We start from the raw sequence: 26,811 nt of genomic DNA on the forward strand, positions 1-26,811 counted from the left end.
TGAATTTGCGAGAAACCGCGGCGTTGCGGCGTGGATGGCCGGGACGAGCCCGGCCATGACGGCCTCCTGGAAATGTGTGACTCCCTTAGGCTGCGCGGGAGAGGGAGCAGACACCGCGCTTCATCGAAGGTTCGAGAAACGTTCCGATCCTATCGGATCGGAACAGATCTAATGATCGACCGGACTATCGGGAATAGGGCGCGCTTTGGCAAGCGGCCGAAGCGCGGACCGGAAATCCATATGGCTCGGCTATTCCGTCGGATCGCCGGTCAGAATGTCGTCTTCGCGCCGAGATAGAAGCTGCGGCCCGGCTCGGGGAAGCCATCGGTCAGCGTATAGGCGGTATCGAACAGATTGCGCACGCCGGCCGTGAGCTTCAAATTCTCGTGGATCTGATAATCCGCCTGCATGTTGAACAGGAAGAAGGCCCCGGTCCGATAATAGAGCGAGCCGCTCGTGTTCGAGGTCCAGCGATTGCTTTCCATCTCGACATTCGGCGATAGAGTGAGCTCCGCGATCGGCCGATAGGCGGCAAAGAGGAACATTTTGGCGTCCGGCACGCCGATCGGCTGGAAATTGGCGATATAGGGCGCGACGACGCTTCGGCGCATCAAGGTGAGATTGCCGCCGATCGAGAAATTCTCCGCCGGCGCGTAATCGACCGAAATCTCGCCGCCCCAGAAGCGGCCGTCGCCGACATTCTGGCTCTGCGTGACGCCGGCGCCGAATCGGGGAACCGGCACGCTCTGAATGAGATCGCCGACGATGCTGTGGAACACGTCGATCGCGATGCGGCCGCCAGGCGCGAACTCGCTCGACCAGCCGAGATCGAAATTGATCGCGCGCTCCGGCCTCAAGGAGGGATTGGAGGTCGCGCCGCCGAAGCGCGTGCTGAAGCGTTCGAACAGAGTGGGAAAGCGCTCGCGGTCGGAGACGTTGAAATAGAGCTTGTCGGTGTCGTTGTAGCGCCAGATCGCCGCGCCCTGGTAATTGGGCGCCGTCATGTCCCGCAGCGGATAGCTCAGCACGCCCGAGCCGATCACATAATCCTCCGCCTTGCGCAGATGGCGCCAGTCATAGGCGAAGCCCTGCACGAGATCGATGTCCTTGGTCGGATGGAAAGTGTTTTCGATCGCCAGTGAATAAGTGTCCTCCTGCGCATAGACCATCGGCTGGGTGAAGCAGACGACGTTGGTCTGGCATCCCGCCGATCCGCCGGAGGCGTTCACGCCATAATAATCCTGCCAGGCTCCGTGCTCGTCGAAGCGATAATGGCCGGCGATCTTCAGCGTGTCGACGCCCGCAATGTCGGCGCCGACCTCGATATCGGCGCCGAGCGCATAGTCCGTGTAATAGCTGCGGAAGGATTTCTGTGTCTTCTGCGTCGCGAGCGCGGCGTCGTTGAAGGAGAACAGGCCATTGTCGAACTTGCTCCAATAGGCCTTGGTCTTCAGATAGAAGTCGTCGCCGAGCTTGGTGTTGGACAGGAAATAGAGATTCTGCACGCGCCAGTAGGGCCATGTCCAATAGCGCTGGCTGGCGATCGGATCGCTGATGTGAAAGGGCGCGCTCTTCTTGCCGTCCTGACGAATGAAGCTCAGCGAATATTCGTCGGCGGCGTTGGGCGTGTAGCCGGCCTTGGCGTTCACGTTCCAATCATAGGCTTCCGAATTGACCCGCTGTCCTTCGCCCTGGGTGGCGTTGGGCGAAAAGCTCTCCGGCAGCATCCATCCGCGCAGGTCGCGCCAGGCGCCGCTGACCTGGAGATAGTAATTCTCCTGCTTCGTCCCGAGCAGGCCGTAGGTCTTGATCCCTTCATAGGTTCCGTCGCGGCCGAACTCGAGGCCGGTGCGCAATTCGCCCTCGACCTCGCGGGTCGGCTTGCGCGAGACGAGATTGATCTGGCCGCCCATGCCGCCGGGGCCGTCGAGCACCGAGACATAGCCTTTGGCGATCTGCACAGAGGCGATGTCGGGCGTCAGGAAGCGCGCGAAATCGAGCCGGTTGTCGGCGGGCAGATAGACGCGGACGCCGTCGATGGTGAGCGGAACCTGCCAGCGATCGAAGCCGCGCACATAAATGTTCTGCTCGTTGCGCGAGCCGCCGGTCGAATGGCTGACGACGCCGGGCGCGAGATTGACCGCGCGATCGAGCGAGTCGCGCTGATAGGTTTCGATCTGCCGATTGCTCAGCACCGTGCCGCCGAAGGAATCGGTGGTCTGGCGCGGCGCCGGGCCGTCGTCCTTCTTCTTGACCGTCGTCTTCTCGGGCGCGCTCATGCGCTGCGCGCCGACATGGATCTCCCCGAGATCGAAGGGCTGCGGCTGCTCCGCCGCGAAGCTCGCTGTCATGGCGCTCGCTGTCATGGCGGCGACGCTCGCGGCGGCAAAGGTGAAGATAGGAGTGGCGTCGTGCTTCATCATCCAATCCCCCGATTGGTTGCAAGAGCTGTCAAAGAGAGTCGAGGAAGGCGAGCAGCGCCTCGCGTTCGGCGCGGGGCAGGGCGCGAAAGCGCTGCTGCGCTGCCTGCGCTTCTCCGCCGTGCCAGAGGATCGCCTCGGCCGCCGTGCGGGCGCGCCCGTCGTGCAGCAGGCCCGTCGCGGCGAAGCGCCCCGCGAGGCCGAGGCCCCAGAGCGGCGGCGTGCGCCAGTCGCGCGGGCCGGCCTCGAAATCCGCGCGGCCGTCGGCGAGGCCTTCGCCCATGTCGTGCAGCAGCAGGTCCGTATAGGGATGAATTTCGGAGCCGCTCAGCGCCGGCGCGAAATCGACGGCGCCGAGCCGCAGCGTCTCTCGGTGACAGGAGGAGCAGCCGAGCGCGGCGAACTGCGCCGCGCCGCGCTGCACGCGCGCATCGTCGATATGGCGACGCGCCGGAACGGCGAGGCCGCGCATGTAAGCGAGCACGGCGTCGAGCCGCTGTTCGGAAAGCTCGGGGTCCGCCCCGGCCGCCTTGCGGCAGGCGTGCTGCGCGGGCGCGCAGCCGGCGTCGGGGAACAGCGCCGAGGCGACGCCGATATCCTCGGCGAAGGCGCTGGCGATCTGCTGGCGGAGATTCGGCTGATTGGCCTTGAGGCCGAAGCGGCCGAGCGCGATGCGGCCGGCCGCCATGTCGTGGACATGGTTCGGCCGGCCGCCGCCCGGGCCCGCCGCATGGGCGAGAATCTCGGTTTCCGGCACGGCCTCGAGCAGGCCGAGGCCGAAGACGGGAGGCGCATTGCGCAGCGATGTCTGGGTTTCCGCGTCGATCGGCCCATAGGCGAGATCGTGGAAGGAGAGACGGGGGCGGCGCATCGCGACAATGTCGCCGTCGTCGAGCCGCGTCTCGAATTCGTCGAAGCCGAGGATGGCGCGGCCTTCTCCCGTTACGCCGGGAATCCCTTCGGGATTGAGCTGCGCGCCATAGAGCGGATGCGGCAGCGGACCGCCATGGGCGTCGGAGCCGGCGACGCCGAGGCGAACGACCATCGCGCGAGCGACGCCATTCTCGGCGTCCGGCGCGGGGCCGCGGCCGTTCTTCACATGGCAGGCGACGCAGGAGAGGCGGTTGTAGAGCGGGCCGAGGCCGGTCAGCTCGGACGAGTCGACCGAAGGGCCGACGACCCAGGCGTGACGGAACAGGCCGGCGCCCTCGCCGAAGGCGCGCGGGAAGGCCGGATCGAGCCCGGGAAGAGGCCGGGAGAAGACCTCGCCATCGAGCGCCGAATGTTCGTAAGGCGCGCCGGCCATGAGCAGGACCAGCGCCAGCGCCGCGAGAAGGGGTCTCACAGCCGCGCGTCGAGCGAGGCGAGCAGCCGCGTCGCCTCGGCGCGCGCGGCGCCGATCTCGGCGCGCCAGCGCGCGGCGAGCTCGGGGTCCTTCAGCTCGCGTCCGCTGAAGCGGTCGAGCAGAGCGGGGTCCGAAGCCTCCGCGATCGAGAGCGGGACGAAGCCCGCGAGCCTGCGCGCTTTGGCGGCGATTTCGGCCGCGCCAGCCTCCGGCGCAGCAGCCAGTCGCGCCTCGGCCGCGTGGAGAGCGCGCCAGAGCGCGACCGTCTCGGCGTGGCGCTCGGCGATGGCGAGACCGAACAGAACGCTGACGAGGCTGGGCCGGCGGCGGCCGATCTCGGCGTCATAGGCGAAAAAGGAGTCCGGCGGCAGGGAGAACGGATCGACGATGCGTTCGGCATGGCCGGCATAGGCGTCCGGCCGCGCCGGATGGCGGCTGCTGTCGGCCTCCATCAGCAGCCGCTGTCCTTTCGTCGAGAGCGCGAAATCGACGAAGGCGCGCGCCGCCTCGGGACGCCGCGTTGCGGTCGTGATCGCGATATGGCCGGGCAGAAAGGCGGTGCGCTCGGGATAGGCGAAGCCGATCTTCGCGCCATTGGCCTGCGCGCCCAGCGCCAGAAAATCGATGGTGAGGCCGAGCGCGGCGCGGCCCTCTCTGACGGCTCCGGTCGGTCCGGGGCCCGAGCTCGCGAGCTCCGCGCCGCCGGCGATCTCGCACAGCAGCGACCAGCCGCGCTCCCATCCCTCGGCCTGCAGGATGATGTCATAGAGCGCCGGCGAGAAGCCGACCTTGCCGGCGAGCGGGATGACGACGCGCCCCGCGAAGGCCGGCGCGGCGAGATCGCTCCAGCGCCGAGGCGCGGCGAGGCCGAGGACGGCGAGCGCGGCCGGATCATAGACGATCCCATAGCCGGCGAGGTCATAGGCCTCGAACATGCCCTTCGAATCGGAGATCGGCTGGGCGCCGAGACGGCCCGGCAGAACGGCGCGATCGACCGGCAGGGGGCGGAAGGCTCCGTGGTCTCGCAATATAGGGAAATTGCCGAGCGATGGGGCCCAATAGACGTCGACGCCGCCTTGCTCCGGCTGGCTCAGCAAGGCGAGCGCGTCGCGCGACTGTTTCCAGACAAATTGAACGTGAAGTCCCGGATGCGCCTTTTCGAACTCGACCTCGTAGTGTGTGGTCAGCTCTTCCGGAAAGCTGGTGGCGACCACCACGGTCTCGGCGGCGCGCGAGAGGAGAGCCGCGCCGAGCGCTGCGGGCGCTCCGGCGAGAAGCGCGCGCCGGCTGGGGCGGATGAGGGCCGATATGCATCTGCGTTGCATAACGGAAATTAAATACGCTTTCGCCGGCCTGTCAATCGACAGAGGCGCCTCAAAACGCGCCGATCTGCTTATCGGAAATCGGTCAGTCGACCGCGAGGATCACATCCGAGGGCTTGAACGTGGCGACGATCTTGTCGCCCTCGGCGATAGAGAGGTCTTCGGCGGTTTGACGCGGGACGACGGAACTCATCGTCTTGCCGGCGCCGATGTCGAGCAGAACCTCGCTGTTGCGTTCGGCGTCGATGCGGCGCCGGACGATTCCGGCGAAACGGTTGCGCATGCCGCTCGCCGGCGGCTCGGCGCCGGCGAGATCGGCGGGGGCGAGATTGACGAAGGAGGATTTGATCAGCGCCAGCGCCTTGCGCCCGGGCTGGAGGCTCAACTCGTCGGCGGCGTCATTGGTGACGATGGACAGGATGTACGCGTCCGGCGACACGCGCAGCGTGACCTCGACGTCGACCGGCCAGCGCTTCACCTGCACGACCTCCGTCTGAAAGACATTGCGGGCGGAAATCTTGAGGCCGACGCTCCAGAGCAGAAAATCGTCCTGATCCTCGAGCCCCTCCTCGGCGATCAGCGAGGAGATGCGCGACAGCCGCTCCTCGAGCCGGTGGAAGGTGGCGATGAGCCGGCGCCCTTCTTCCGTCACCTCGGCGCCGCCGCCCGAGCGCCCGCCGGCCTTGGTCACGAAGGCCGGGCTGGGCAGCAGATTGTTGATCGAGTTCACCGCGTCCCAGGCGGTCTTGTAGCTGAAGCCGACCGCCTTGGCCGCCTTGGTGATGCTGCCGTGCTCGGCGACGGCCTCCAGCAGCTTGATGCGATCGCGCCCGACCAGAAAGCGACCCTCGCGGCGCAACGCCAGCAGGGCGTCGATCTTGTTTTCGGTCATGCTTGTTCTCTTCCGCTTCGGCGCAGGACTATACTCCGGCGCCCTTCCGCATCAAACCGCGCCGCGCGGATTTTTCTTGACCGCGCGCCCGCCTTCGGATCGAACCGGCGCATGACCAAGACGCACAAAGGCGCCGAATTGCTCGGGCGAAAGGCCGAGCTTCCGGCCTCGCCCGACGAGGCCGAGCTCGACCTCGTCGCCAATCCGCATCCTTCCGAGGTTTATCTCGTGCGCTTCGCGGCGCCCGAGTTCACCTCGCTCTGCCCAGTGACCGGGCAGCCCGATTTCGCTCACATCGTCATCGATTATGCTCCCGCCGAGTGGCTGGTGGAATCCAAATCGTTGAAGCTCTATCTCGGCAGCTTTCGTAACCACGGGGCCTTTCACGAGGATTGCACGCTGCGCATCGCCAAGGATCTCGTCGCGTCGCTCGCGCCGCGGTGGCTGCGGATCGGCGGCTATTGGTATCCGCGCGGCGGCATTCCGATCGACGTGTTCTGGCAGACGGGAGAGCCGCCGCAGGGGCTGTGGCTGCCGGATCAGGGCGTGCCGCCCTATCGCGGGCGCGGCTGAGCGGAAGGCGGCGCGCGCCCTCGACAATCGGCTCCGCCTCGTGTATGGCGGCGCGTCCAAATCAAAACAGCGTCCCGAAACGCTCGCCTCTCCGTCGACGCGGCGAAGGCGAAACGGCAGGAGTCGATTTCATGCCCTCCATCATCGAGCAGCTCGACGCCGAGCAATCCGCCCGCCTCCTCCAAGGCAAGGCCATTCCGGAATTCCGTCCCGGCGACACCGTCATCGTCAATGTGAAGGTCAAGGAAGGCGACCGTTCGCGCATCCAGGCCTATGAGGGCGTGGTGATCTCGCGCCAGGGCGGCGGCCTCAACGAGAGCTTCACGGTCCGCAAGATTTCTTACGGCGAGGGCGTCGAGCGCGTGTTCCCGATCCACTCGCCGCTGGTGGAGTCGGTCAAGCTGGTGCGCCGCGGCAAGGTGCGCCGCGCCAAGCTCTATTATCTGCGCGATCGCCGCGGCAAGTCGGCTCGCATCGCCGAGCGCATCGACACCAAGGCCAAGACCAAAGAGAAGGCCGCGCCCGCCGCCGAGTGACGACGCGAGCCGCTGGCCAAATGAGCAGGCTATTGTTCTGGGCGCTCGACGCCCTCGCGTCGCGCGATCCGGATGTTCGGCTCGCGGAAGGCGCGCTCGATGCGATGGAGACTCTCTCCACGGCTGGCTGGCGTCATGTCGTCGTCGCCGATGAAGCGGCGGGCGCTGACGTGCTCGAGCGCCTCGGCGTCGCCGATCGCGTCGCGTGGCTGTTCGACGGCGCGCCGATCGCCGAGGCGGTCGATGCGCTGCGTCCCTTCGACGAGGCTTTCGTGATCGGCTCCAGCGTGCCGCGCCACATCATGCCGGCGCGCGACGCGTCGCTGGCCTCGATCCTCGTCGGCGACGCGTCGCCCTTCGCGCAATTCTGCGTCGAGCAGCTGACGGAAATTCCGGACGCGCTCTCGACCTGGACGATCATGCGCAGAAATCTGCTGTTCTGATGGCCGGGCGAGCCGTCAGGCTCGCCCGGCAATGTCGCGGGCGATCGCATCCACGGCGCGGGACGCGTCGATGCGCGTCCACCCCATCTCGCCGAGCTCATAGCGGCGCTGCTCGGCAAGCACTGTCGCCGTCGCATCGGAGACATCGTCGCGGCGCGCCGCGACACGCTGCTCGGCGAGCGAGGCGTCGGCCTCGAGCCAGAAGCCGGCGAAGGGAACGCCGCATCGATGCGCTTCGGCCTCGATTGCGGCGCGCTCGTCGGGGCGGGCGTGCACGGCGTCGACGACGACGCTCCATCCGGCGCCGGCGCCGGCGACGCGCGCCGCTTCGCCGCGCAGCAGCGCATACACGCGCGCCGATGTTTCGGGCGCATAGGCGTCCGGCGGCAGCCGCGTCGTCGGCGCGACGCCGCAGAGGCGCTTGCGCAGCCGGTCGCTGGAGAGCACGCGCGCGCCCGGCGCCGCGCCGAGCAGCGGCGCGAGCGCCGCGGCGACGCTCGATTTGCCGGTTCCGCTGAGCCCGCCGATGGCGACGATGCGCGGCGGCGCGGGACGCAGCAGCGTTGAGGCGAGATCGAAATAGTCGCGCGTCTCCGCATTGGCCGCGACGGCGCCGGCGTCGCGCTCGACGGCGCGGGCCGCCGCCACATCGGCGCGGATCGCCGCGCGCAGCGCCATGAAGAAGGGCAGCAGCGGCAGGCCGTCCGTCTCGTCGCGGGCGTCGAGGTAGCGGTTCAGCGCCGAGGCCGCGAGCGAATGGGCGCCGCGCCGCGTCAGATCCATCAGCAGGAAGGCGAGATCGTAGAGAATGTCGATCGTCGCCAGATCGTCGGAAAATTCGATGCAGTCGAAGGGCGTCGGCTCGCCGTCGACGACACAGATATTGCGCAGCGTGAGATCGCCGTGGCAGCGGCGCACCTTGCCGTCGTCGCGCCGCCGGTCGAGAAGGGCGCCATGCCGGAGCGCCGCATCGCGCAGCCCTTCCGCCAGCGCGATGCGCTCGTCCGCGCCGACCGCCGGCGATTTGGCGAGCGAGCTCGCTTCGCCGAGATCGAGCAGCGTGGCCATGACCGCGCCGCCGCCGTGCGCGCGATCGACCTCGGCGCTGTCGTGGAAGGCGGCGAGGCGAGAGGCGAGCCTTTCGATCAGCGCCGTCGTGAGGCGCCCGTCGAGCGCGAGGCGGTCGAGCAGCGCGTCCTCGTCGAAACGGCGCATTTCGACGACGGCGTCGACGAGATCGCCCGTCCCGTCGAAGGCGAGCGAGCCGTCGCTCTCGCGCGTGATGCGCCGCGCGCCGAGATAGAGCGAGGGCGCCAGCCGGCGATTCAGCTCATGCTCGCGCCGGCACATGGCGAGCCGGATCTGCGGCGTGTGGAAGTCGAGATAAGGAAAGACGACGTCGCGCTTGAGCTTATAGGCGCGGTCCCGCGTCAGCACGACAATCGAGATATGGGTGACGATCGGCGCGCCAGCGCTCTCTCCTCGCGCCATGAGGAAGCGGACCGTCTCGTCCTGCGCGCCGAAGCTCATGATGGTGATTCCCGCCTGCTCGCGGGCATCATATGGACGAGGCGCCGCGGAGGCAAAGCGGCGGCCTGTCTCACCCCTGGCGGGCAAAGCAAGTCCATCGGGTGATCTTCGGTCTTTCGTTACAGAAACAACGACCAACTGATGGCGGAGGCAAATTAACGTGGACGCAGCATTTGTAAATGTTGTATCCTAATATGTCCGAATTATTTCCGGTTTACCTTGAAAAATGTGTGCTCCCATTTGACAGAAATCGTAGAAAATCTCCCACATAGAAAATTATCTAGATCAGTAAGGCCGGAGATATCTTGACTAAAGTACATATATGCTTTTATTGTGTGCGTATCATCGTCATTGAAACCTCGAAGAATTCCGTAATGTCCGAGGTCGCCAACTCATAATCTTCAGCTGAAAGGCTCGTGATTTGAATCGCGGCTGAGGGGTGAACGTCCAAACCGTCGAAAACATCCGTCCAGCGAACGCATTCCATGTGCCTGCCTCCGCATTCAAGCCCGTTGCCGCAGCACGTAACATAGACGCGACACGCCGATCGTCAACCATATCGGCGGTAATTTGGTTGACTTTTTCCGCCTTTTATCCACATATAATCCGGGCGAATGCCATAAGAGGCGTTTCGTGGCTGCAACTTTCGGAGGAACGTGAATGACTGAATTTCCTAGCAAAAAAAATCGACCTTGGGTGCCTTGCCGGAGTCCTACTTATGCCGATCTAACACACAATCGGCATAAACTACGTCGTCGGAGACCGGGCAGTCACAGCCGAAAATAAGGAACGATATGTGCTGTGAGGAGGAGAAAGGGACTACCCAATGTCGAAGGAGCCAGTGAAGAGCATCTCGCCCGAAGCGGCCAGGGTAAGACTGACGCTCGATCTTTCTCAGCGCTTGAATGCGATCGTGGATCGCATTGCCGCCGAGAACGAGTCGTCGAAAGCCGACGTGCTGAGGTTCGCAATCGAGTTTCTGAGCGCGGCAACCGAGGCCAAAAGATCTGGAATGCACGTCGGAGCCTGGAAGGAAGAGGACGGAAACCGCCGGGAACGCGAGTTCGTAGGCATTTGAAACGATTCCCTGGCGTGAAATTGCAGTCATCACCGGCCGTTCGAAATGCGGCCTGATTTTCAGGCTCGACAATGACCGAACACGAAACAATCGAATTGCCGAGCTTGAAGGCCGGCTCCTCGGACGAGCTCGCCATTGCTGGGCGCGGCGCCTTCGGAAGCCTCGCCGGAAAAGCCGCCCGTCACGACAGCGCAGCTCGCCGTGACGGGCGGGGGCGGAGGCATGATCGCCTATTTGGCGAATACATTCGTCGAGAATCCGCAATGGAAGAGCCTGCTCATCGTCGCGGCCCCTTCGATCGGCGTCGTCCTCTTGAAAGTTTGGACATTTCTGGAGTCCGAGACCGCGACTTGGTGGAAATTTCGGAAAGCCGAGCGCACGCGGCACGATCTGCTCAGGAGAGCGAGACAGGGCTTGGCCGACGCCAAGTCTCAATTGGCGGACATCGAATCTGACGGCCATGCGACCGCGGATCACAAGAAGCTCGCGCGAGATCGGGTGCAGTCGTTCGAGCGCGCCGTGCTCGAGCTGAACGCGGCGGGCATCGTCGTTGTCGATTAGAGCGCTTTCCGATCGAACGGAATCGTTCGATCAATCAGAATTCGCTCAAACGAAAGAACGCACTAGCGTAGCGGTCGGCTCAGGGGCCCGAAGTCCCTGGTCCCTTCCCCATCCGCCGCTCGATCTCGCCGCGCGCCCATCTATAACCCTCGATCGCGCGCGGTTTTCCCCATTGGTAGAGCTCGATCGCGCGCGGTTTCGCCCAATCATAGGCGGCGACGCCCCATTGGCAGGCGGTTCGGCCGGCCGTCTCGACGCCTTCGACGACCCGGTCGAACCAGGGCAGCATCTTGCTGTCCGGCGGGATTTTCGCCCGCATCCAGGCGACGCCGTCGGCGCCGATCTGCGACAGGGCGCGCCAGAGATGGCCCCACGGGTCCTCGACCGGCGTTTTCGCCATCTGCTCGCGATAACGGGCGAAATCGGCGGCGAGCGCGGCGTTCTTGCCGCGTTCCGCGTCGAGAAGCCGCTCGAGCTTGGCGACGATCGCCTCCTCTTCCTCCGCGTGACGCTCGTTCTTCTCGGCCTGTGCGGCCTCGCGGCGCGCGGCCAGCACGGCGTCGTCGATCTCCCGGGTCGATTCGTCGACCTGATAGGCCATCGCCTCATATTTGGAGATCACCTCGTCGCGCTGCTGGAGCGCGCTGCGCAGCAGCGCGATCAGCGCGTCGCGGCCGAGCTTGTCGTAATCGGCCTCCGGGGTTGCGGATGTGCGGTGTTCGGCCTTTTTCTCCATGCGACACTCCGCCCTGTTTCGCGATGTGGCTCTCGTCATCGAGCATGCCGCCAGCAGATAATGCGGCTGAGCTTGTTGTCCACCGCTGCGCGCCTCCGTCGACAGGCGTCGATCGAGCGTCTGCTGCGCCGATTCCGCGGCCCGCGGGGATCGCGGTCCGTTCCCGATCGTCATGAGAGCGTCGCCGCGCCCCCTTCCCCTGCCGCGGATTCTCGTCTAACACACGCTCGACCGCCGGGCCGGGCCGTTCGCCCTGCTCGATCTCGTCTCACGGAGGGCGCGCTGAACCTTGAAAAGGCTGCGGCGCGGCCTTTTTTTGTGCGCGCCCGCACGAAAGACGGCGGTCGGCGGCAGGACGCGCGCTTGTCCCTCATGCCGAGGCGGCCCCGGCTGTTTTGGAGCAGGGCAAGGCGAAGAAAGGATGACAGACGGACCGACATGCCGAAACGAACCGACATATCGACCATTCTGATCATCGGCGCCGGCCCCATCGTCATCGGCCAGGCCTGCGAGTTCGACTATTCGGGAACCCAGGCCTGCAAGGCGTTGCGCGCCGAGGGCTATCGGATCGTCCTCGTCAACTCCAATCCCGCCACCATCATGACCGATCCCGATATGGCGGATCGGACCTATGTCGAGCCCATAACGCCCGAGATCGTCGCCAAGATCATCGAGAAGGAGCGCTACGCCATTCCCGGCGGCTTCGCCCTTCTGCCGACCATGGGCGGGCAGACGGCCTTGAACTGCGCGCTCTCGCTGGAGCGCATGGGCATGCTCGAAAAATTCGACGTCGAGATGATCGGCGCCGACGCCAAGGCCATCGACAAGGCCGAGGATCGCGAATTGTTCCGCGAGGCGATGACGAAAATCGGCCTCGAGACGCCGCGCTCGCGCCTCGCCAACGCCACCGATCTGAAGACCGCCGACAAAGCGAGGCGCAACGCCGAGATCGCCGAGATCGAGGCCGGCCCGCTGCCGGAGGACCAGAAGAGGAAGGCGATCGCCGACATCCGCCGCCGCTGGGAGGCCGACGAGCCCGAGCGCAAGCGGCGCTACATTTCCAAGGGCCTGACCGAGGCGCTGGAGGCGCTCGAGGATATAGGCCTGCCGGCGATCATCCGGCCGTCCTTCACGCTCGCCGGCACCGGCGGCGGCATCGCGTATAACAAGGCCGAGTTCATCGATATCATCGAGCGGGGGCTGGACGCCTCGCCGACCACCGAGGTGCTGATCGAAGAGAGCGTCATCGGCTGGAAGGAATATGAGATGGAGGTGGTCCGCGACAAAGCGGACAATTGCATCATCGTCTGCTCGATCGAGAACATCGATCCGATGGGCGTGCATACCGGCGATTCGATCACCGTCGCCCCGGCGCTGACGCTGACGGATAAAGAATATCAGATCATGCGCGACGCCTCGATCGCCGTGTTGCGCGAGATCGGCGTCGAGACCGGCGGGTCGAATGTGCAATTCGCCGTCGACCCCGCGACCGGGCGCATGATCGTCATCGAGATGAATCCGCGCGTCTCGCGCTCCTCGGCGCTGGCGTCCAAGGCGACCGGCTTTCCCATCGCCAAGGTCGCGGCCAAGCTCGCCGTCGGCTACACGCTGGACGAGATCGCCAATGACATAACGGGAGGCGCGACGCCGGCCTCCTTCGAGCCGACGATCGATTACATCGTCACCAAGATTCCGCGCTTCGCCTTCGAGAAATTCCCCGGCGCCGAGCCGGTGCTGACGACGGCGATGAAATCGGTCGGCGAGGCCATGGCGATCGGGCGCAATTTCGCCGAGAGCCTGCAAAAGGCGCTGCGCTCGCTGGAGACTGGGCTCTCCGGGCTCGACGAGATCGAGATCGAGGGATTGGGCCGCGGCGACGATATGAATGTGCTGCGCGCCGCGCTCGGCACGCCGACGCCGGACCGCCTGCTCGTCGTCGGCCAGGCGCTGCGCCTCGGCATGAGCGCGCAGGAGATTCACGAGGCCTGCAAGATCGATCCCTGGTTCATCGCGCGCATCGCGGAGATCGTCGCGCTCGAGAACAAAGTGCGCAAGTTCGGTCTGCCCAAGGACGCCGAGAATTTTCGCGCGCTGAAATTCGCCGGCTTCTCCGACGCGCGCCTCGCGACGCTCGCCGGCGAGGCCGAGAAGGGCGTGCGCGCCGCGCGCCGCGCGCTGGACGTGCGTCCGGTCTATAAGCGCATCGACACTTGCGCGGCGGAATTCGCCTCGCCCACCGCCTATATGTATTCGACCTATGAGACTCCCTTCATCGGCGCGCCCGCCAGTGAGGCGCGGCCGTCCGATCGGCGCAAGGTGGTCATTCTCGGCGGCGGGCCGAACCGCATCGGCCAGGGCATAGAATTCGACTATTGCTGCTGCCACGCCTGCTTCGCGCTCGCCGACGCCGGCTTCGAGACGATCATGATCAATTGCAATCCGGAGACGGTGTCGACGGATTACGACACATCGGATCGACTCTATTTCGAGCCGCTGACCGCCGAAGATGTGGAAGAGATACTCGACGTCGAGCGCAGCAATGGAACGCTGCACGGCGTCATCGTCCAATATGGCGGGCAGACGCCGCTGAAGCTCGCCCATACGCTGAATTCGGCGGGTCTGCCGATCCTCGGCACGCCGGTCGATTCGATCGATCTCGCCGAGGACCGCGACCGCTTCAAGCGCCTGCTCGACAAGCTCGGCCTGAAGCAGCCCAGGAACGGCATCGCCTATTCGGTGGAGCAGTCGCGGCTCGTCGCCGGCGAGCTCGGCCTGCCGCTCGTCGTCCGGCCCTCTTATGTGCTCGGCGGGCGCGCCATGGCGATCATCCGCGACCAGAACACGCTCGACGATTATCTGCTCGGCACGCTGCCGAGCCTGGTGCCGTCCGAGATCAAGGCGCGCTATCCCAATGACAAGACCGGGCAGATCAACACGGTGCTCGGCCGCAATCCGCTGCTGTTCGACCGCTATCTGACCGATGCTATAGAAGTCGACGTGGACTGTGTCGCCGATGGCGAGAGCGCCGCCATCGCCGGCGTGATGGAGCATATCGAGGAGGCCGGCATTCATTCGGGCGATTCGGCCTGCTCGCTGCCGCCGCGCTCGCTTTCGGCGGAGACCGTGGCCGAGCTCGAGCGGCAGACGATCCTGCTCGCCAAGGCGCTCGGCGTCGTCGGCCTGATGAATGTGCAATTCGCGCTGAAGGACGGGGAGCTCTATGTGCTCGAGGTCAATCCGCGCGCCTCGCGCACGGTGCCCTTCGTCGCCAAGGTGATCGGCGCGCCGATCGCCAAGATCGCGGCGCGCATCATGGCCGGCGAGAAGCTCGCGGGCTTCGGCCTGCCGCGGCCGACGCCGAATCATGTCGGCGTCAAGGAATCGGTGTTTCCCTTCGCGCGCTTTCCCGGCGTCGACACCGTGCTCGGCCCGGAGATGCGCTCGACCGGCGAGGTCATCGGACTCGACCGCAGCTTCGAGGCGGCCTTCGCCAAGAGCCAGCTCGGCGGCGGGACGAAGGTGCCGCGCCAGGGGACTTTGTTCGTCTCGGTGCGCGACGCCGACAAGCCGCGCATGCTGCCCTCCGTGCGGCTGCTCGCCGAGCTCGGTTTCGCCGTCGTGGCGACAGGCGGCACGGCGCGCTATCTCGCCGAGAACGGCGTGCCGGCGCAAAAGCTCAACAAGGTCTCGGAAGGCCGCCCGCATATCGTCGACGCGATCAAGAACGGCTCGGTCCAGCTCGTCTTCAACACGACGGAGGGCGCTCAGGCGCTGGCCGATTCACGTTCCTTGCGCCAAGCTGCGCTATTGCATAAAGTGCCCTATTATACGACGCTCGCCGGCGCGATCGCGGCGGCTCAGAGCATCAGGGCCTATGTATCGGGAGATCTCGAAGTCCGCGCCCTGCAGGACTATTTCGCGTGACTGACGCGCCCCGGCCGGGCGCGCGCAAGCCTGAAAAATTCGGCCGCCGCATCCGCGGAACGTTCATGTTCGAGAAGGTTCGATCGTCCGCCGCGTCTCTCGCGAGGCCGGCGGCGGCAGGATTTTTTGGCAGGCGTCGAACCCGGCCAGAATCCGAGAAGCAGAGAGCAAGAGAGATGGACAAGGTGCCCATGACCGCCGCCGGCTACGCCGCTCTCGACACCGAGCTGCGGCATCGTCAGCAGACCGAGCGCCCGCGCATCATCCAGGCGATCGCCGAGGCCCGCTCGCACGGCGATTTGTCGGAAAACGCCGAATATCACGCCGCCAAGGAGGCGCAGTCGCTGAACGAGGGGCGCATCGCCGAGCTCGAGGACAAGCTGTCCCGCGCCGAGGTCATCGACGTCTCCAAGCTCTCCGGCAACACCATCAAATTCGGCGCGACGGTCACGCTGATCGACGAGGACACCGAAGAGGAGAAGGCCTATCAGATCGTCGGCGAGCCGGAAGCCGACGCCAAGAACGGCCGCGTCTCCATCGCCTCGCCCATAGCCCGCGCGCTGATCGGCAAGAAGGCGGGCGACACTGTCGAGGTGAAGACGCCCGGCGGCGGCAAGAGCTATGAGATACTGAAGGTGGCGTTCGTCTGAGCCGCGAGTGTGACGAGGTTCGCGCTCCCTTCTCCCGCCGAGCGGGAGAAGGGAGAACGGCGAGGGCGCTGGCGACATTGCGTCAGTCTGGGTTCTCTCCGACGGCCGCGCCGGTCATGAGGCGCAGACGCTCGGGCTCGCCGAGGCGTTGGGCGTCGCTCCCCGCCTCGTCCGTATCGCGCCGCGGCGACTGATCGCCGCGCTCGCCCCTTTCGGCCCGATCGATCCTCGCGAGGCGAGCCTCGTCGCTCCGCCGTTTCCCGATCTCGTGATCGCCTGCGGGCGGCGAACCATTCCTTATCTGCGCCATGTGAAGCGCGCATCGGGCGGCGCGGCCTTCACCGTCTATGTCAACAAGCCCGCGACCGGGCAGGGGACCGCCGATCTCATTGTCGCGCCGCGCCACGATGGTTCTTCGGGCGCCGATGTGCTGACGCCGCTGACGCCGCCCAACCGGCTGACGCCGCAGCTTCTGGCGCAGGCGCGCGCCGCGCCCGATCCGCGCGTCGGCGCGCTGTCGGGGCCGGTGGCCGGGCTGCTCGTCGGCGGTGACAGCCGGCATTTCCGGTTTTCGGAGAGGGATGTCGCCGAGCTGGCGGCGGCGGCGCGCGGGCTGCTGGACGAGGGGTGGAGCGTCGCGGCGACGCTGTCGCGGCGCACGCCTGCGCGGCTGGCGGCCGCCTTGCGGCAGAGGTTCGCGGACTCCACGGGCGCCCCGCCTTCTCCCGCGCGCGGAAGAAGGCGGCCCGACGAAGTCGGATCGGATGAGGGGCCGCGCAGCTTCGGCGAGTTCGAAGGATGGCGCGGACCCTCATCCGACCCCGCTGCGCGGAGCCACCTTCTCCCACGAGTGGGAGAAGGGACGCGCGCCCATATTCCGCGCGCTTTCCTCTGGGACGGGGAGGGAGAAAATCCCTATCTCTCCATCCTCGCCTGCTCCGATGCGCTGCTCGTCACCGGCGACAGCGTCAATATGGTCGCGGAGGCGGCGGCGACCGGCGCGCCGGTCCATGTGTTCGCGCCCGGCGGCGGCTCGGCCAAGATCGCCGCCTTCCTCGCCGGCCTCGAGGCGCGGGGCGCGGCGCGGCCCTGGACGGGGCGGATGGAACGATGGTCCTACGAGCCCGTCAATTCGACGCCGGGGCTGGCGGAGGAAATTGCGCGCGCCTATCGGCGATTCGCCGGCGGCGCCCGATTTGCCTGAGGAAGGCGATGGTTGCGGCGCGAACGAGAATGACTAGATTGCGCTCATCCGAGCGCGCCGCGCCGTTCGCGCGGCAGAAATTTCGCAAAGGCCCCGTTCATGTCCGCAGACGATAAGAGCCGCCTGCACGCCCGCGTCATCGTGCTCGGCTCCGGACCCGCCGGCTATACCGCCGCGATCTATACGGCGCGCGCCATGCTGGAGCCCGTGGTCATCGCCGGCTTCGATCAAGGCGGCCAGCTGATGATCACCACCGACGTCGAGAACTACCCCGGATTCGCCGAGCCGATCCAGGGCCCCTGGCTGATGGATCAGATGCGCGCCCAGGCCGAGCATGTCGGCGCCAAGCTCGTCTCCGACCATATCGTCGAGGCGCGGCTCGGCCAGCGGCCGTTCGAGCTCCTTGGCGATTCCGGCACGCTCTACACCGCGGATGCGCTGATCGTCGCGACGGGGGCGAAAGCCAAATGGCTCGGCATTCCGAGCGAGGAGGCGTTCAAGGGCTATGGCGTTTCCGCCTGCGCCACCTGCGACGGCTTCTTCTTCCGGGGCAAGAAGGTGCTTGTCGTCGGCGGCGGCAATACCGCGGTGGAGGAGGCGCTCTATCTCTCGCAGCTCGCCGCGCATGTGACCGTCGTGCATCGGCGCGACGTCTTCCGCGCCGAGCGTGTGTTGCAGGAGCGGCTGGCTGCGCGGCCCAATGTGTCCATCCTGTTCGACCATGCGGTCGACGAGATTTTGGGCGACAGCGCTCCGCTCTCCGTCACCCGCGCGCGCGTGAAAAATGTGAAGACCGGCGCGACGCAGACGCTCGACGTCGACGGCGTGTTCATCGCCATCGGCCATCAGCCGGCCTCGGAGCTGTTCGTCGGCCAGCTGGAGCTGAAGCCTTCGGGCTATATTCTCGTGCAGCCGGGCACGACGCGCACCAACATCCCCGGCGTGTTCGCAGCGGGCGATGTGGCCGACGAGACCTATCGCCAGGCGGTGACGGCGGCCGGCCTCGGCTGCATGGCGGCGCTCGACGTGGAGCGATATCTTCTCGATGCGCCCGTCCCGGCGGGAGAAGCGCTCGCCTCTGAGGAGCCGTTGTGACAGATCGCGCGCGCCCACCCTCCTCTTCAGGGGGAGGGTCGCGCCGCAGGCGCGGGGTGGGGTCCGCGCCGCGAGACACGGGGGACGCCCCACCCCGTCGTGCCGAAGGGCGTTCCACAAGAACGCCCGTCGCAAGCGCCGGGCTATGGCACGCCGCCCCTCCCCCTCGAGGGGAGGGTGGAGATTGCGACGAATTCTTCACTCCAATCCAGATAGAGCGATGCCCGACCTTCTCCTCGAGCTCTTCTCCGAAGAAATTCCCGCCCGCATGCAGCGCCAGGCGGCGGATGATCTGCAGCGGCTCGTCTGCGGCGCGCTCGCCGAGCGCGGGCTCGCCTATGAGGGCGCGACCGCTCATGCGACGCCGCGCCGGCTCGCGCTGCATGTCGCCGGACTGCCGGCGCGCCAGCCCGATGTGCGCGAGGAGAAGAAGGGCCCGCGCGTCGGCGCGCCCGAGGCGGCCATCGCCGGCTTCTTGAAGAGCGCCGGCCTTGCCTCGCTCGAGGATGCGAAGATCGAGACGGACGCCAAGAAAGGCGAGTTCTATGTCGCCGTGATCGAGCGCGCCGGGCGCGAGACGATCGAGGTGCTGGCGGAGGTTCTGCCGGGAATCGTCAAGGGCTTTCCCTGGCCGAAGTCGATGCGCTGGGGCGCAGCCTCCGTTCGCTCCGATTCGCTGCGCTGGGTGCGGCCGCTGCAGTCGATCCTCGCCACTTTCGGCCCCGAGACGGAGACGCCCGAGGTGGTGCGCTTTGCCGTCGATGGGACGAACAGCGGCAATGTCGCTTTCGGCCATCGCTTCATGGCGCCGCAGGGCTTTTCGGTGAAGCGCTTCGACGATTACGTTCCGGCGCTGGAGAAGGCGAAGGTCGTGCTCGATGCGGCGCGGCGGCGCGACATCGTGCTGCATGACGCGCGCAATCTCGCCATGGCGCAGGGGCTGGAGCTGGTCGAGGACGCGGCGCTGCTGGAAGAAGTCGCCGGCCTCGTCGAATGGCCGGTCACGCTGATGGGCTCTTTCGACGAGAGCTTCCTCGCCATTCCGCCCGAGGTCATTCGCGCGACCATTCGCGTCAACCAAAAGTGCTTCGTGCTGAAGCGCCACGACGGCGGCCTCGCCAACAAGTTCATCCTCGTCGCCAATGTCGAGGCGAGCGATGGCGGCGCGACCATCGTCGGCGGCAATCAGCGCGTGATCGCGGCGCGTCTCTCGGATGCGAAATTCTTCTACGAGACTGATCTGAAGACCAAGCTCGAGGAGCGCCTGCCGAAGCTGGGCAACATCGTGTTCCACGAGAAGCTCGGGACCCAGGGCGAGCGCGTGAGCCGCATCGCCGCGCTGGCGCGCGAGCTGGCGCCGCTGGTCGGCGCCGACGCCGACAAGGCCGAGCGTGCGGCGCGTCTGGCGAAGGCCGATCTCGTCACCGAAATGGTCGGCGAATTCCCCGAGCTGCAGGGCTTGATGGGCCGCTATTATGCGGCGGCGCAGGGCGAGGACGCGGATGTCGCTGCGGCGCTCGAGGAGCATTACAAGCCGCAGGGACCGAACGACCGCATTCCGACCAGTCCGGTGTCGATCGCCGTGGCGCTCGCCGACAAGCTCGACACGCTGGTCGGCTTCTGGGCGATCGACGAGAAGCCGACGGGGAGCAAGGACCCTTATGCGCTGCGTCGGGCGGCGCTCGGCGTCATTCGCGTCGCGCTCGAGAATGGATTGCGGCTGCCGCTGCGCGAAGCCTTCGCGATGGCGCGCTTGCCGGTGTGGTTCGATGCGCGGACGCCGCTGCGCGAGCTGGTGACGGGCGAGGTCAATCGCGTCGCCTCCGATCTGTCGCCGAATGGAGCCTCGAGCCTCACGGCGGATGCGCAGGCGCATCTGCGCGCGGACATAGAGAAGCAGCTGGCGGCGATCGGCCGCGAAAAGGGCGCGCAGGCTCCGTCCGCGCAAGCAGAAATCTTCATGCGCGAAACGCTGCCGTCGCTGCTCGAGGCGAATGCTGCCGACCTCCTCGCCTTCTTCATCGATCGCCTGAAGGTCTATCTTCGCGATCGCGGCGCGCGATATGACCTGATCGATGCGGCGCTGGGAGCTGTACCCTCATCCGACCCCGCCAAAGCCCGTCCTGTTGCGACGGGCGTCCTTGCGGACGCCCTTTGGCGGGGCCACCTTCTCCCGCGAGCGGGAGAAGGGAGCGCGAACATGCAAGACGATCTGCTCACGATCACCCGCAAGGTCGAGGCTCTGGCCAAATTCCTCGATACGGATGACGGCAAGAATCTGCTCGCCGGCTTTCGCCGCGCCGCCAATATTCTCAAGATCGAGGAGAAGAAGGACGGCGCCGGCGCCTATGATGAGCCGCATCATCCCAATCTGCGCATGGAGATGCCCGAGCACAAGCTCGCCGCCGCGATCAAGCGCGCGCGCGAGGAGACCGGCGAGCGGCTCGAAAAGGAGAATTTCGAGGGCGCCATGCAGGCGCTGGCGAAGCTGCGCGAGCCGGTCGACGCCTTCTTCGACACGGTGACGGTCAATTGTGACGATCCGAAGCTGCGCCTCAATCGGCTGCGCCTGCTCGCCGAGCTGCGCGGCGCGATGCTGCAGGTCGCGGATTTCGCCAAGGTGGCGTGACCCTGCGCGCCGGGCGGCCGGCGGGTCCGGCGGCCGGCCTTCAGCTGTCGCCGCGCAGCTGAATAGGCCGCGCGCTGCGCCGCGCCGCGACCGACTCGCTCGCGCGATCGAAATAGCCGGCCGGCTCGCTGCGCTCGACGCGCCGCGTCCGGCGCGCGAAGGACAGCACCACTCCCGCTTGCCGATTGTCGTGGAACCCCTCGAGATCGGCGAGCGCGACCTCGACCAAACCGGGCCGCCGCGGCGCGTAGAGGAGGTCGGGGCGACGCGCTTCGGGGTGATGGGTCAGCAGCATGCGCAGCACGATCAGCAGATCGGCGGCGCGCGCAGGGACGCCGAGATCGAGGAAGCGGCGCAGATCGGCGACGATCAGCTCGCGCACCGCCTCGAGGCCGCGATGGGCGTTGAGCAGATAGCTCGACAAAAGCGAGCGGTGCTTCGCAGAAGGGGAGGCGCCGAGAACCAGCTCGTTGGAGGAGAGGCCGGCCAGGGCCGCGCATTCCGACACAGAAATCATGTTGAGCTCCTTACGCGTTACGCAAACGAGACCACGCCCGCTGGGGCGGCGTATGGCTCGCGAGGACAAAGGCGCCTCTTATCGATCGACCAGCCATGGGTGCAATCAAGGAAAGAAATCATTCAAATTGATCGAATGCGTACGTGGCATTCTGCTCATATTCTGTCCTCTTCTTGTCTGGTTCGGCGGCGCAGTCTGGCCGCTAGCTGGAGTCGATGCTCGTCAATACTTGTTCATGACCGAAACAAAAATTAGGACATTTACTTATGCCTCGCACACCCTCGCTCGCGGATTCAAAAAGCGCTTTAATTTACAAGTGCTTGATGCAATCCGTAATTGTGCTGCCGAGCGGAAATCGCGCTGTGCGGCGCATGGAAATAAGAACAATTCTATCGAATCTGCTCGCCGGAGTAAGTCGAGTTGCATAAAATTCGAGTAGATCGAGGGCTCAAAGAGCGCGTCAGCTGACGCGCTCCTCCTCCTGCGCCTTCGCCGAGAGGCGCTTCACCCGCTGCCAGAACGCCCAGGCGCCGAAAATGACAAAGGGCATGGCCGCTGCGGCGGCCTCCTCGCCGGTGAAGCCGAAAGGCAGGAATCCCGCGTCCTTCACGCCTTTGAAGAAATAGAGGGACAGGCCGGCGACGTAATAGCTGAGCGCGGCGATCGAAAGGCCGCCGACCAGCTTCTGCAGCCGCATCTGCAGCCGGGCGCGGCGATTCATGTCGTCGAGCAGATCGCGGTTCTGCTGCTCGAGCTCGAACGTAATGCCGGTGCGCATCAGATCGACGGCGCGCTCGACCTGGGCGGCGAGCCGCCCCTGGCGCGCCTCGAAGGCGTTGCAGGTCTCGATCGCCGGATCGAGCCGCGCGCTGAAAAAGGCGGAGATGGTGGTGTAGTGGCTCTCCTTGGCCTCCTGGATCAGCGCCAGACGATTCTTCACGATGGCCTGATAGGCGCGGCTGGCGCCGAAGCGGAAGGCGGTGCGCGTCGACAGCGCCTCGCTCTTGGCGAGGAGATCGCTCGAGCGCTTCAAGAGATCGCGGCTGGTGCGCATGTCCTGCGTCTGGCTCAGCGCATGGGTGATGTCGGAAATCTCGCTTTCCATCGCCCGCAATTGCGCGCCGGCGCCGCGCGCCTCCGGCAGGCCGAGCAGCGCCATCGTCCGATAGGTCTCGATTTCCAATACGCGCTGCAGCAGCCGCCCGGTCTCCAGAGCGCCGATCCCGTTCGTCTTCACCAGAAGGCGCGTGAAGCCGAAGGGGTCCACCGCGAAATCGGTCAGCACATGCGCGCCGCCCTTGGCCGCGCGCACGAGGCAGAGGCTCTGCGAGTTGAACAGCTGCGCATAGATCTCGTGCGAATGGCCGCTCTCGATGGCGCAGAGATGGGTGGCGACGATCAGCCGGCCCGGCGAGGGGAAGGCGATTTCGCCGGCGCCGAGCGGGTCGGGATGAGCGAAGGGCTCGCCGGCGTCCTTTTGCGTGGACCAGGTGTAGGTGGTGAATTCCGTATGCTGCTCCCAGCGCAGCCGCCAGTCGCCGATCGTAAGGCGCTGGAACTTGGCGTCGCCGGTCGGCGGCGGCAGCATATGCGAGCGGAGCAGCCCGGCGAGCGCGGCGCGATCGGCGCGCGCCTCCTCTTCATTCGTCGCAAAGGCGAAATGATAGATGCGCTGGGGCGCCTCGATCGGCAGGAAGGGCCGTGCATGCAGCTCCGCGAGAATTGCGGCGCGCGCTTCGTGCTCCTCGAATCGGCTCGCCGCGCTCGGACGGCCCTCGTGGTCTCGTTCCATGTCGCTGTCGCTCTTCTCTCGCGCCTCTCACGAATCGGAGACGAGCATACCGGCTCCAGCGGATGAGGGAATGCGACGAATCGAGACGCGCCGGGCGCATCGGCCCGGCGCGAGACAGCGCTAAATCGTCAATGGCCGTGGAATCCCCCGAAGCCGCCGTGATGGAAACCGCCATGGTGGAATCCGCCGCCGAACCCCCGGCCGCCGCCCCAGCCGCCGACATGATGGAAGCCGCCGCCGCCCCATCCGCCGCCGCCCCAATGACCGAAATGGCGATGGCCGCCCCAACCGCCGCCCCAGCCGCCGTAAGAGCGGCGATAGCCCCAGCCGCCGCCCCAGACGACCGGCGCGCTCCAGCCATAGCCGTAAGAGGGATAGCCATAGGAGGGATAGCCGTAGCCATAGTCGTAGTAATAAGGGGCGCTCGAATAAACGCGATAGGTCGTCACGACCGGCGCGGGGCTCGCTCCGTAAACATAATGGTAGACGCGCCTGACGTGGCGATGGCGCCGGGCGCAATAATAGCCGACTGTCGCCACCTGCGACGGCAAGGCGACCACTGACGTCGGGGCGACGCTGGTCGGCGCCGCCGCGCTTTCGGATGGAGCAAAGGTGAGTGCGATTGTTGCGCCGAGAGCCGCAGCGGCTCCCAAATGGACGGGATAGGACATGACATGCCTCCTCGCCGGCGACGCGAGACCGCGCGCGCCGGAGAACGAGCCCCCACTCGCAATTTATTAAAATAATATGAAATCGTATTCTCGTCGAGAGTGGGCGCATGCGCAGGCCGCCTTGACTTTCGCGCTTCGGGCGCTTAGCAAGCCGGCGTCCGGTCGAGGCGAGAGCTTCCGCCGGCGCGCACCCGTGGTCGTCCTCGTGAATCTTCGTCCGAGGAGGGCCTGTCGGCCGGATCATCCGGCAGAGGAGGGCGCGTTCTTTCGACGCCAGGAAATGTCCCTCGGCGCGGGAACGTGGTTCGGCGCAGCTCGCCCTCGAGGGGGCGGGAGCGGCGTGCTTTTCCCGTGCGAGGACGCGAGAACAGGACGCAGCAAGTGACGAAACGCGCCGAATCCAAATATAAGCTCGACCGCCGTCTCGGTCAGAACATCTGGGGCCGCCCGAAGAGCCCGGTGAACCGGCGCGAATATGGCCCGGGCCAGCATGGCCAGCGCCGCAAGGGCAAGCTCTCCGACTTCGGCACGCAGCTGAAGGCCAAGCAGAAGCTCAAGGGCTATTACGGCAACATTTCCGAGAAGCAGTTCCGCAAATATTATGCGGAGGCGATCCGCCTCAAGGGCGACTCGGGCGACAATCTCATCGGCCTGCTCGAGCGCCGTCTCGACGCCGTGGTCTATCGCGCCAAATTCGTGCCGACCGTCTTCGCCGCGCGCCAGTTCATCAATCACGGCCACATCAAGGTGAACGGCCGCCGCGTGAACATCCCCTCCTATCTCGTCAAGATCGATGATATCGTCGAGGTGAAGGAGAGTTCCAAGCAGGCGATCACGGTGCTCGAGTCGGTCGCGCTCGGCGAGCGCGACGTGCCGGAGTATTACGAGGTCGATCACAATAAGATGGTCGCCAAGATGACGCGCGTGCCGCTGCCGGCCGAGGTGCCCTATCCGGTGCAGATGGAGCCCAATCTCGTCATCGAATTCTATTCGCGCTGACGACCCGCGCGATTTGCCATGCGAGGGCGTCCCCGAGGGGACGCCCTTTCTGCTTGACGCTAATAAATAGGAGTCCTATGTTAATCGCATGACGCCCTTCGACGCGCTCTCCACTCCGCTTCCTCGTCGCCTGCGCGAGGGGCTCGACCGCATCGGCGCCGCGATGCGGTCCGAGCGCTGGAGCGCCGCCGAGGGCGCCGCGCTCACGCCGACCCAGCTCGACGCGCTCGCCTTCGTCGCCGGGCGCGGCGACAAGGGCGTGCGGCTGCGCGCCGTCGCCGATCATCTCGCCGTCTCACAGCCGACGGCGACGGATTCGGTCGCCGCGCTCGTGCGCAAGGCCCTCGTGACCAAGACGCCGGACCCAGAAGATGCACGCGCCGTCCTGCTGCGCGCCACCGCCGCCGGACGTGAGGCGTCCTTCGCCGCGCAGACCGAAGACTCGTCGATCGAGCGGGCGCTGGCGACGCTGCCCCCGCCGGAGCAGGAGGAATTGCTCCGTCTCGTCATCAAGACCATTCGCGCGCTGCAGGAGGCGAAGGCGATCGCGCCGCAGCGGCTCTGCGTCGACTGCCGCCACTTTCGTCCGTTCCTGCACGAGGATGCGGAGCTGCCGCATCATTGCGCTCTGGTCGATGCGGCTTTCGGCGGCCGCCATTTGCGTCTCGACTGCCCCGAGCAGGAGGAGGCGCCGCAGGCGCAGCGCGACGCCGCCTGGACCGAATTTCTGCGCGCGGCCGCCGCGCCGCCGGGCGGCTGAGGGCGTCCAAAGCTTCCCGGGGTCGGCCATCCGCCGCCCTTGGAAAAGCGGCTCGCGAGGCGGGCCGCTCGATAGGCCAAACAGAGGAGGACCAAGGCAATGGCTCGGAAAGCGACCTTCTATCACGCAGGCTGCCCGGTCTGCGCGGATGCGGAGACCGCCTTTGCGAACGCCCTCGACCCGAAGGAGTTCGATGTCGAAGTCGTTCATCTCGGCGAGGACAAATCGCGCCTGCGCGAGGCCGAGGAAGCGGGCGTCAAATCCGTGCCCGCCTTCGTCATCGACGGGCGCGCCTATCACATCAATTTCGGCGCGGAACTCGCCGCGCTGAAATAACCCCGACATCGCTCCGCCGTTGTCACTTCGGCGACTCCGAACTCGCCTCGCCGGGCACAGCGCCCGCGCGAGGCCTTTTTCGAGGACTCCATGGTTTCCATTGCGATCGAGACGATGTTCGCCGCGCATTCTCTCGCCACGCTCGGCCCGCGCGCCGCGCCGAGCGGCATCGCCAAGACCGCCGCGCCGGCCCCCTGGCGCATCGGCGACACGGGGCTCGACGGCGATCGCCAGGGCGATCTCGTCCATCACGGCGGCGCCGAGAAGGCGCTGCATCACTATCCGCGCGACCATTACGCGCGCTGGATCGAGGAGGAGCCGGCGCTCGCCGGCTCGCTCGCCACGGCGCCCGCCTTCGGCGAGAACATCTCGACCTTCGGCCTCACCGAGGCGGATGTCTGCGTCGGCGATGTCTTCGCGCTCGGCTCGGCCATCGTGCAGGTGAGCCAGGGGCGCCAGCCCTGCTGGAAGCTCAACGCTCATTTCACGCGCAAGGACATGGCGCGCCGCGTTCAGGAGAGCGGCCGCACCGGCTGGTATTATCGCGTGCTGCGCGAGGGAATCGTCCAGCCGGGCGACCGGCTCGAACGCATCGAGCGTCCGCTGCCGGACTGGCCCTTGGCGCGGCTGAACGAATTGCTCTACCGCCGCACGCTGGATTTCGAGTCGCTGGAGCGGATGGCGGCGCTTTCCGAGCTCGCCGCGCCCTGGCGCGAGCTCGCCGCGCGCCGTCTCGAGCGACGCGCGGTCGAGGACTGGTCGTCGCGGCTCCAGGGCGCGTGAGTGGGGCGGGGCGCG

23 protein-coding genes are annotated in these 26,811 nt (G+C 66.4%); 14 read left to right on the top strand and 9 right to left on the bottom strand.

All coding sequences use genetic code 11. The features are described 5' to 3' along the window. Nucleotides 1–269: 269 nt before the first annotated feature. From K3F48_RS16335 to K3F48_RS16350, 4 genes are all read right to left on the bottom strand, one after another. Nucleotides 270–2,423: a TonB-dependent receptor gene (locus tag K3F48_RS16335; protein WP_255609185.1), complete on the bottom strand. Its 2,154-nt coding sequence runs from the start codon at nucleotides 2,421–2,423 to the stop codon at nucleotides 270–272. A 28-nt stretch (nucleotides 2,424–2,451) separates the two neighbouring features. Continuing rightward, entirely contained in the window at nucleotides 2,452–3,765 is a 1,314-nt protein-coding gene (locus tag K3F48_RS16340) for a di-heme oxidoredictase family protein (protein ID WP_370631437.1), read from the bottom strand. Beyond that, nucleotides 3,762–5,090, bottom strand: coding sequence for an ABC transporter substrate-binding protein (locus K3F48_RS16345; RefSeq protein ID WP_222576498.1), 1,329 nt, complete (start codon nucleotides 5,088–5,090; stop codon nucleotides 3,762–3,764). The genes K3F48_RS16340 and K3F48_RS16345 overlap by 4 nt, the downstream gene beginning before the upstream one ends. 82 nt (nucleotides 5,091–5,172) lie before the next feature. After that, complete coding sequence (locus K3F48_RS16350; protein WP_222576499.1) at nucleotides 5,173–5,979, bottom strand: TOBE domain-containing protein; 807 nt, start codon at nucleotides 5,977–5,979, stop codon at nucleotides 5,173–5,175. 111 nt (nucleotides 5,980–6,090) lie between these two features. Between K3F48_RS16350 and queF the strand changes: the two genes are divergently transcribed. From queF to K3F48_RS16365, 3 genes are all read left to right on the top strand, one after another. Further along, nucleotides 6,091–6,552, top strand: coding sequence for a preQ(1) synthase (gene queF, locus K3F48_RS16355; protein WP_222576500.1), 462 nt, complete (start codon nucleotides 6,091–6,093; stop codon nucleotides 6,550–6,552). A 131-nt stretch (nucleotides 6,553–6,683) separates the two neighbouring features. Beyond that, nucleotides 6,684–7,088, top strand: coding sequence for a 50S ribosomal protein L19 (rplS, locus tag K3F48_RS16360; protein WP_222576501.1), 405 nt, complete (start codon nucleotides 6,684–6,686; stop codon nucleotides 7,086–7,088). 20 nt (nucleotides 7,089–7,108) lie between these two features. After that, nucleotides 7,109–7,531 (top strand): hypothetical protein, encoded by a 423-nt coding sequence (locus K3F48_RS16365; protein WP_222576502.1) that lies wholly within the window; start codon nucleotides 7,109–7,111, stop codon nucleotides 7,529–7,531. A 15-nt stretch (nucleotides 7,532–7,546) separates the two neighbouring features. On the opposite strand, the gene K3F48_RS16370 is transcribed toward K3F48_RS16365, so the two are convergent. Next, the gene (locus K3F48_RS16370; protein WP_222576503.1) at nucleotides 7,547–9,061 is read right to left on the bottom strand and encodes an AAA family ATPase; all 1,515 of its coding nucleotides are present in this window, start codon (nucleotides 9,059–9,061) and stop codon (nucleotides 7,547–7,549) included. 841 nt (nucleotides 9,062–9,902) lie between these two features. Here K3F48_RS16370 and K3F48_RS16375 point away from each other — a divergent pair. Together K3F48_RS16375 and K3F48_RS16380 are read left to right on the top strand one after the other, a co-directional pair. Beyond that, nucleotides 9,903–10,139 (top strand): hypothetical protein, encoded by a 237-nt coding sequence (locus K3F48_RS16375; protein WP_222576504.1) that lies wholly within the window; start codon nucleotides 9,903–9,905, stop codon nucleotides 10,137–10,139. Between the two features lie 135 nt (nucleotides 10,140–10,274). Further along, nucleotides 10,275–10,700 carry a hypothetical protein gene (locus K3F48_RS16380; RefSeq protein WP_222576505.1) on the top strand — a complete coding sequence of 142 codons (426 nt, stop codon included), beginning with the start codon at nucleotides 10,275–10,277 and terminating at the stop codon, nucleotides 10,698–10,700. A 79-nt stretch (nucleotides 10,701–10,779) separates the two neighbouring features. On the opposite strand, the gene K3F48_RS16385 is transcribed toward K3F48_RS16380, so the two are convergent. Beyond that, complete coding sequence (locus K3F48_RS16385; protein WP_222576506.1) at nucleotides 10,780–11,436, bottom strand: hypothetical protein; 657 nt, start codon at nucleotides 11,434–11,436, stop codon at nucleotides 10,780–10,782. 438 nt (nucleotides 11,437–11,874) lie between these two features. Here K3F48_RS16385 and carB point away from each other — a divergent pair, with 438 nt between their 5' ends. The 5 genes from carB to glyS all read left to right on the top strand — a co-directional run bounded on the left by carB (nucleotide 11,875) and on the right by glyS (nucleotide 20,938). After that, nucleotides 11,875–15,360, top strand: a complete 3,486-nt coding sequence (carB, locus tag K3F48_RS16390) for a carbamoyl-phosphate synthase large subunit (protein WP_222576507.1) — start codon at nucleotides 11,875–11,877, stop codon at nucleotides 15,358–15,360. Between the two features lie 176 nt (nucleotides 15,361–15,536). Then, nucleotides 15,537–16,010 carry a transcription elongation factor GreA gene (gene greA, locus K3F48_RS16395; protein ID WP_222576508.1) on the top strand — a complete coding sequence of 158 codons (474 nt, stop codon included), beginning with the start codon at nucleotides 15,537–15,539 and terminating at the stop codon, nucleotides 16,008–16,010. Nucleotides 16,011–16,158: 148 nt separating this feature from the next. Further along, a complete protein-coding gene (locus K3F48_RS24970) occupies nucleotides 16,159–17,214 on the top strand; it encodes a mitochondrial fission ELM1 family protein (protein WP_370631438.1) in 1,056 nt (351 codons plus the stop codon). Nucleotides 17,215–17,313: 99 nt separating this feature from the next. Continuing rightward, nucleotides 17,314–18,309 carry a thioredoxin-disulfide reductase gene (gene trxB / locus K3F48_RS16405; protein WP_222576509.1) on the top strand — a complete coding sequence of 332 codons (996 nt, stop codon included), beginning with the start codon at nucleotides 17,314–17,316 and terminating at the stop codon, nucleotides 18,307–18,309. Nucleotides 18,310–18,529: 220 nt separating this feature from the next. After that, entirely contained in the window at nucleotides 18,530–20,938 is a 2,409-nt protein-coding gene (gene glyS / locus K3F48_RS16410; protein ID WP_222576510.1) for a glycine--tRNA ligase subunit beta, read from the top strand. A gap of 40 nt (nucleotides 20,939–20,978) precedes the next feature. On the opposite strand, the gene K3F48_RS16415 is transcribed toward glyS, so the two are convergent. The 3 genes from K3F48_RS16415 to K3F48_RS16425 all read right to left on the bottom strand — a co-directional run bounded on the left by K3F48_RS16415 (nucleotide 20,979) and on the right by K3F48_RS16425 (nucleotide 23,918). Continuing rightward, nucleotides 20,979–21,455: a hypothetical protein gene (locus K3F48_RS16415; RefSeq protein ID WP_222576511.1), complete on the bottom strand. Its 477-nt coding sequence runs from the start codon at nucleotides 21,453–21,455 to the stop codon at nucleotides 20,979–20,981. A gap of 460 nt (nucleotides 21,456–21,915) precedes the next feature. Continuing rightward, nucleotides 21,916–23,247: a DUF3422 family protein gene (locus K3F48_RS16420; RefSeq protein ID WP_222576512.1), complete on the bottom strand. Its 1,332-nt coding sequence runs from the start codon at nucleotides 23,245–23,247 to the stop codon at nucleotides 21,916–21,918. 128 nt (nucleotides 23,248–23,375) lie between these two features. Next, nucleotides 23,376–23,918 carry a hypothetical protein gene (locus K3F48_RS16425; RefSeq protein WP_222576513.1) on the bottom strand — a complete coding sequence of 181 codons (543 nt, stop codon included), beginning with the start codon at nucleotides 23,916–23,918 and terminating at the stop codon, nucleotides 23,376–23,378. A gap of 381 nt (nucleotides 23,919–24,299) precedes the next feature. On the opposite strand from K3F48_RS16425, the gene rpsD reads away from it, so the two are divergent. The 4 genes from rpsD (at nucleotide 24,300) to K3F48_RS16445 (ending at nucleotide 26,796) form a co-directional block, all read left to right on the top strand. Continuing rightward, on the top strand, nucleotides 24,300–24,917 hold the full coding sequence (gene rpsD / locus K3F48_RS16430) for a 30S ribosomal protein S4 (RefSeq protein ID WP_222576514.1): 618 nt from the start codon (nucleotides 24,300–24,302) through the stop codon (nucleotides 24,915–24,917). Between the two features lie 88 nt (nucleotides 24,918–25,005). Further along, nucleotides 25,006–25,677 carry a MarR family winged helix-turn-helix transcriptional regulator gene (locus K3F48_RS16435; protein ID WP_222576515.1) on the top strand — a complete coding sequence of 224 codons (672 nt, stop codon included), beginning with the start codon at nucleotides 25,006–25,008 and terminating at the stop codon, nucleotides 25,675–25,677. A 99-nt stretch (nucleotides 25,678–25,776) separates the two neighbouring features. Further along, nucleotides 25,777–26,013, top strand: a complete 237-nt coding sequence (locus K3F48_RS16440) for a thioredoxin family protein (RefSeq protein WP_222576516.1) — start codon at nucleotides 25,777–25,779, stop codon at nucleotides 26,011–26,013. A 90-nt stretch (nucleotides 26,014–26,103) separates the two neighbouring features. Next, nucleotides 26,104–26,796, top strand: coding sequence for an MOSC domain-containing protein (locus K3F48_RS16445; RefSeq protein WP_222576517.1), 693 nt, complete (start codon nucleotides 26,104–26,106; stop codon nucleotides 26,794–26,796). The last annotated feature ends 15 nt before the right edge of the window (nucleotides 26,797–26,811 follow it).

The organism is Methylosinus sp. Sm6, from assembly GCF_019802345.1.
Classification (GTDB): Bacteria; Pseudomonadota; Alphaproteobacteria; order Rhizobiales; family Beijerinckiaceae; genus Methylosinus.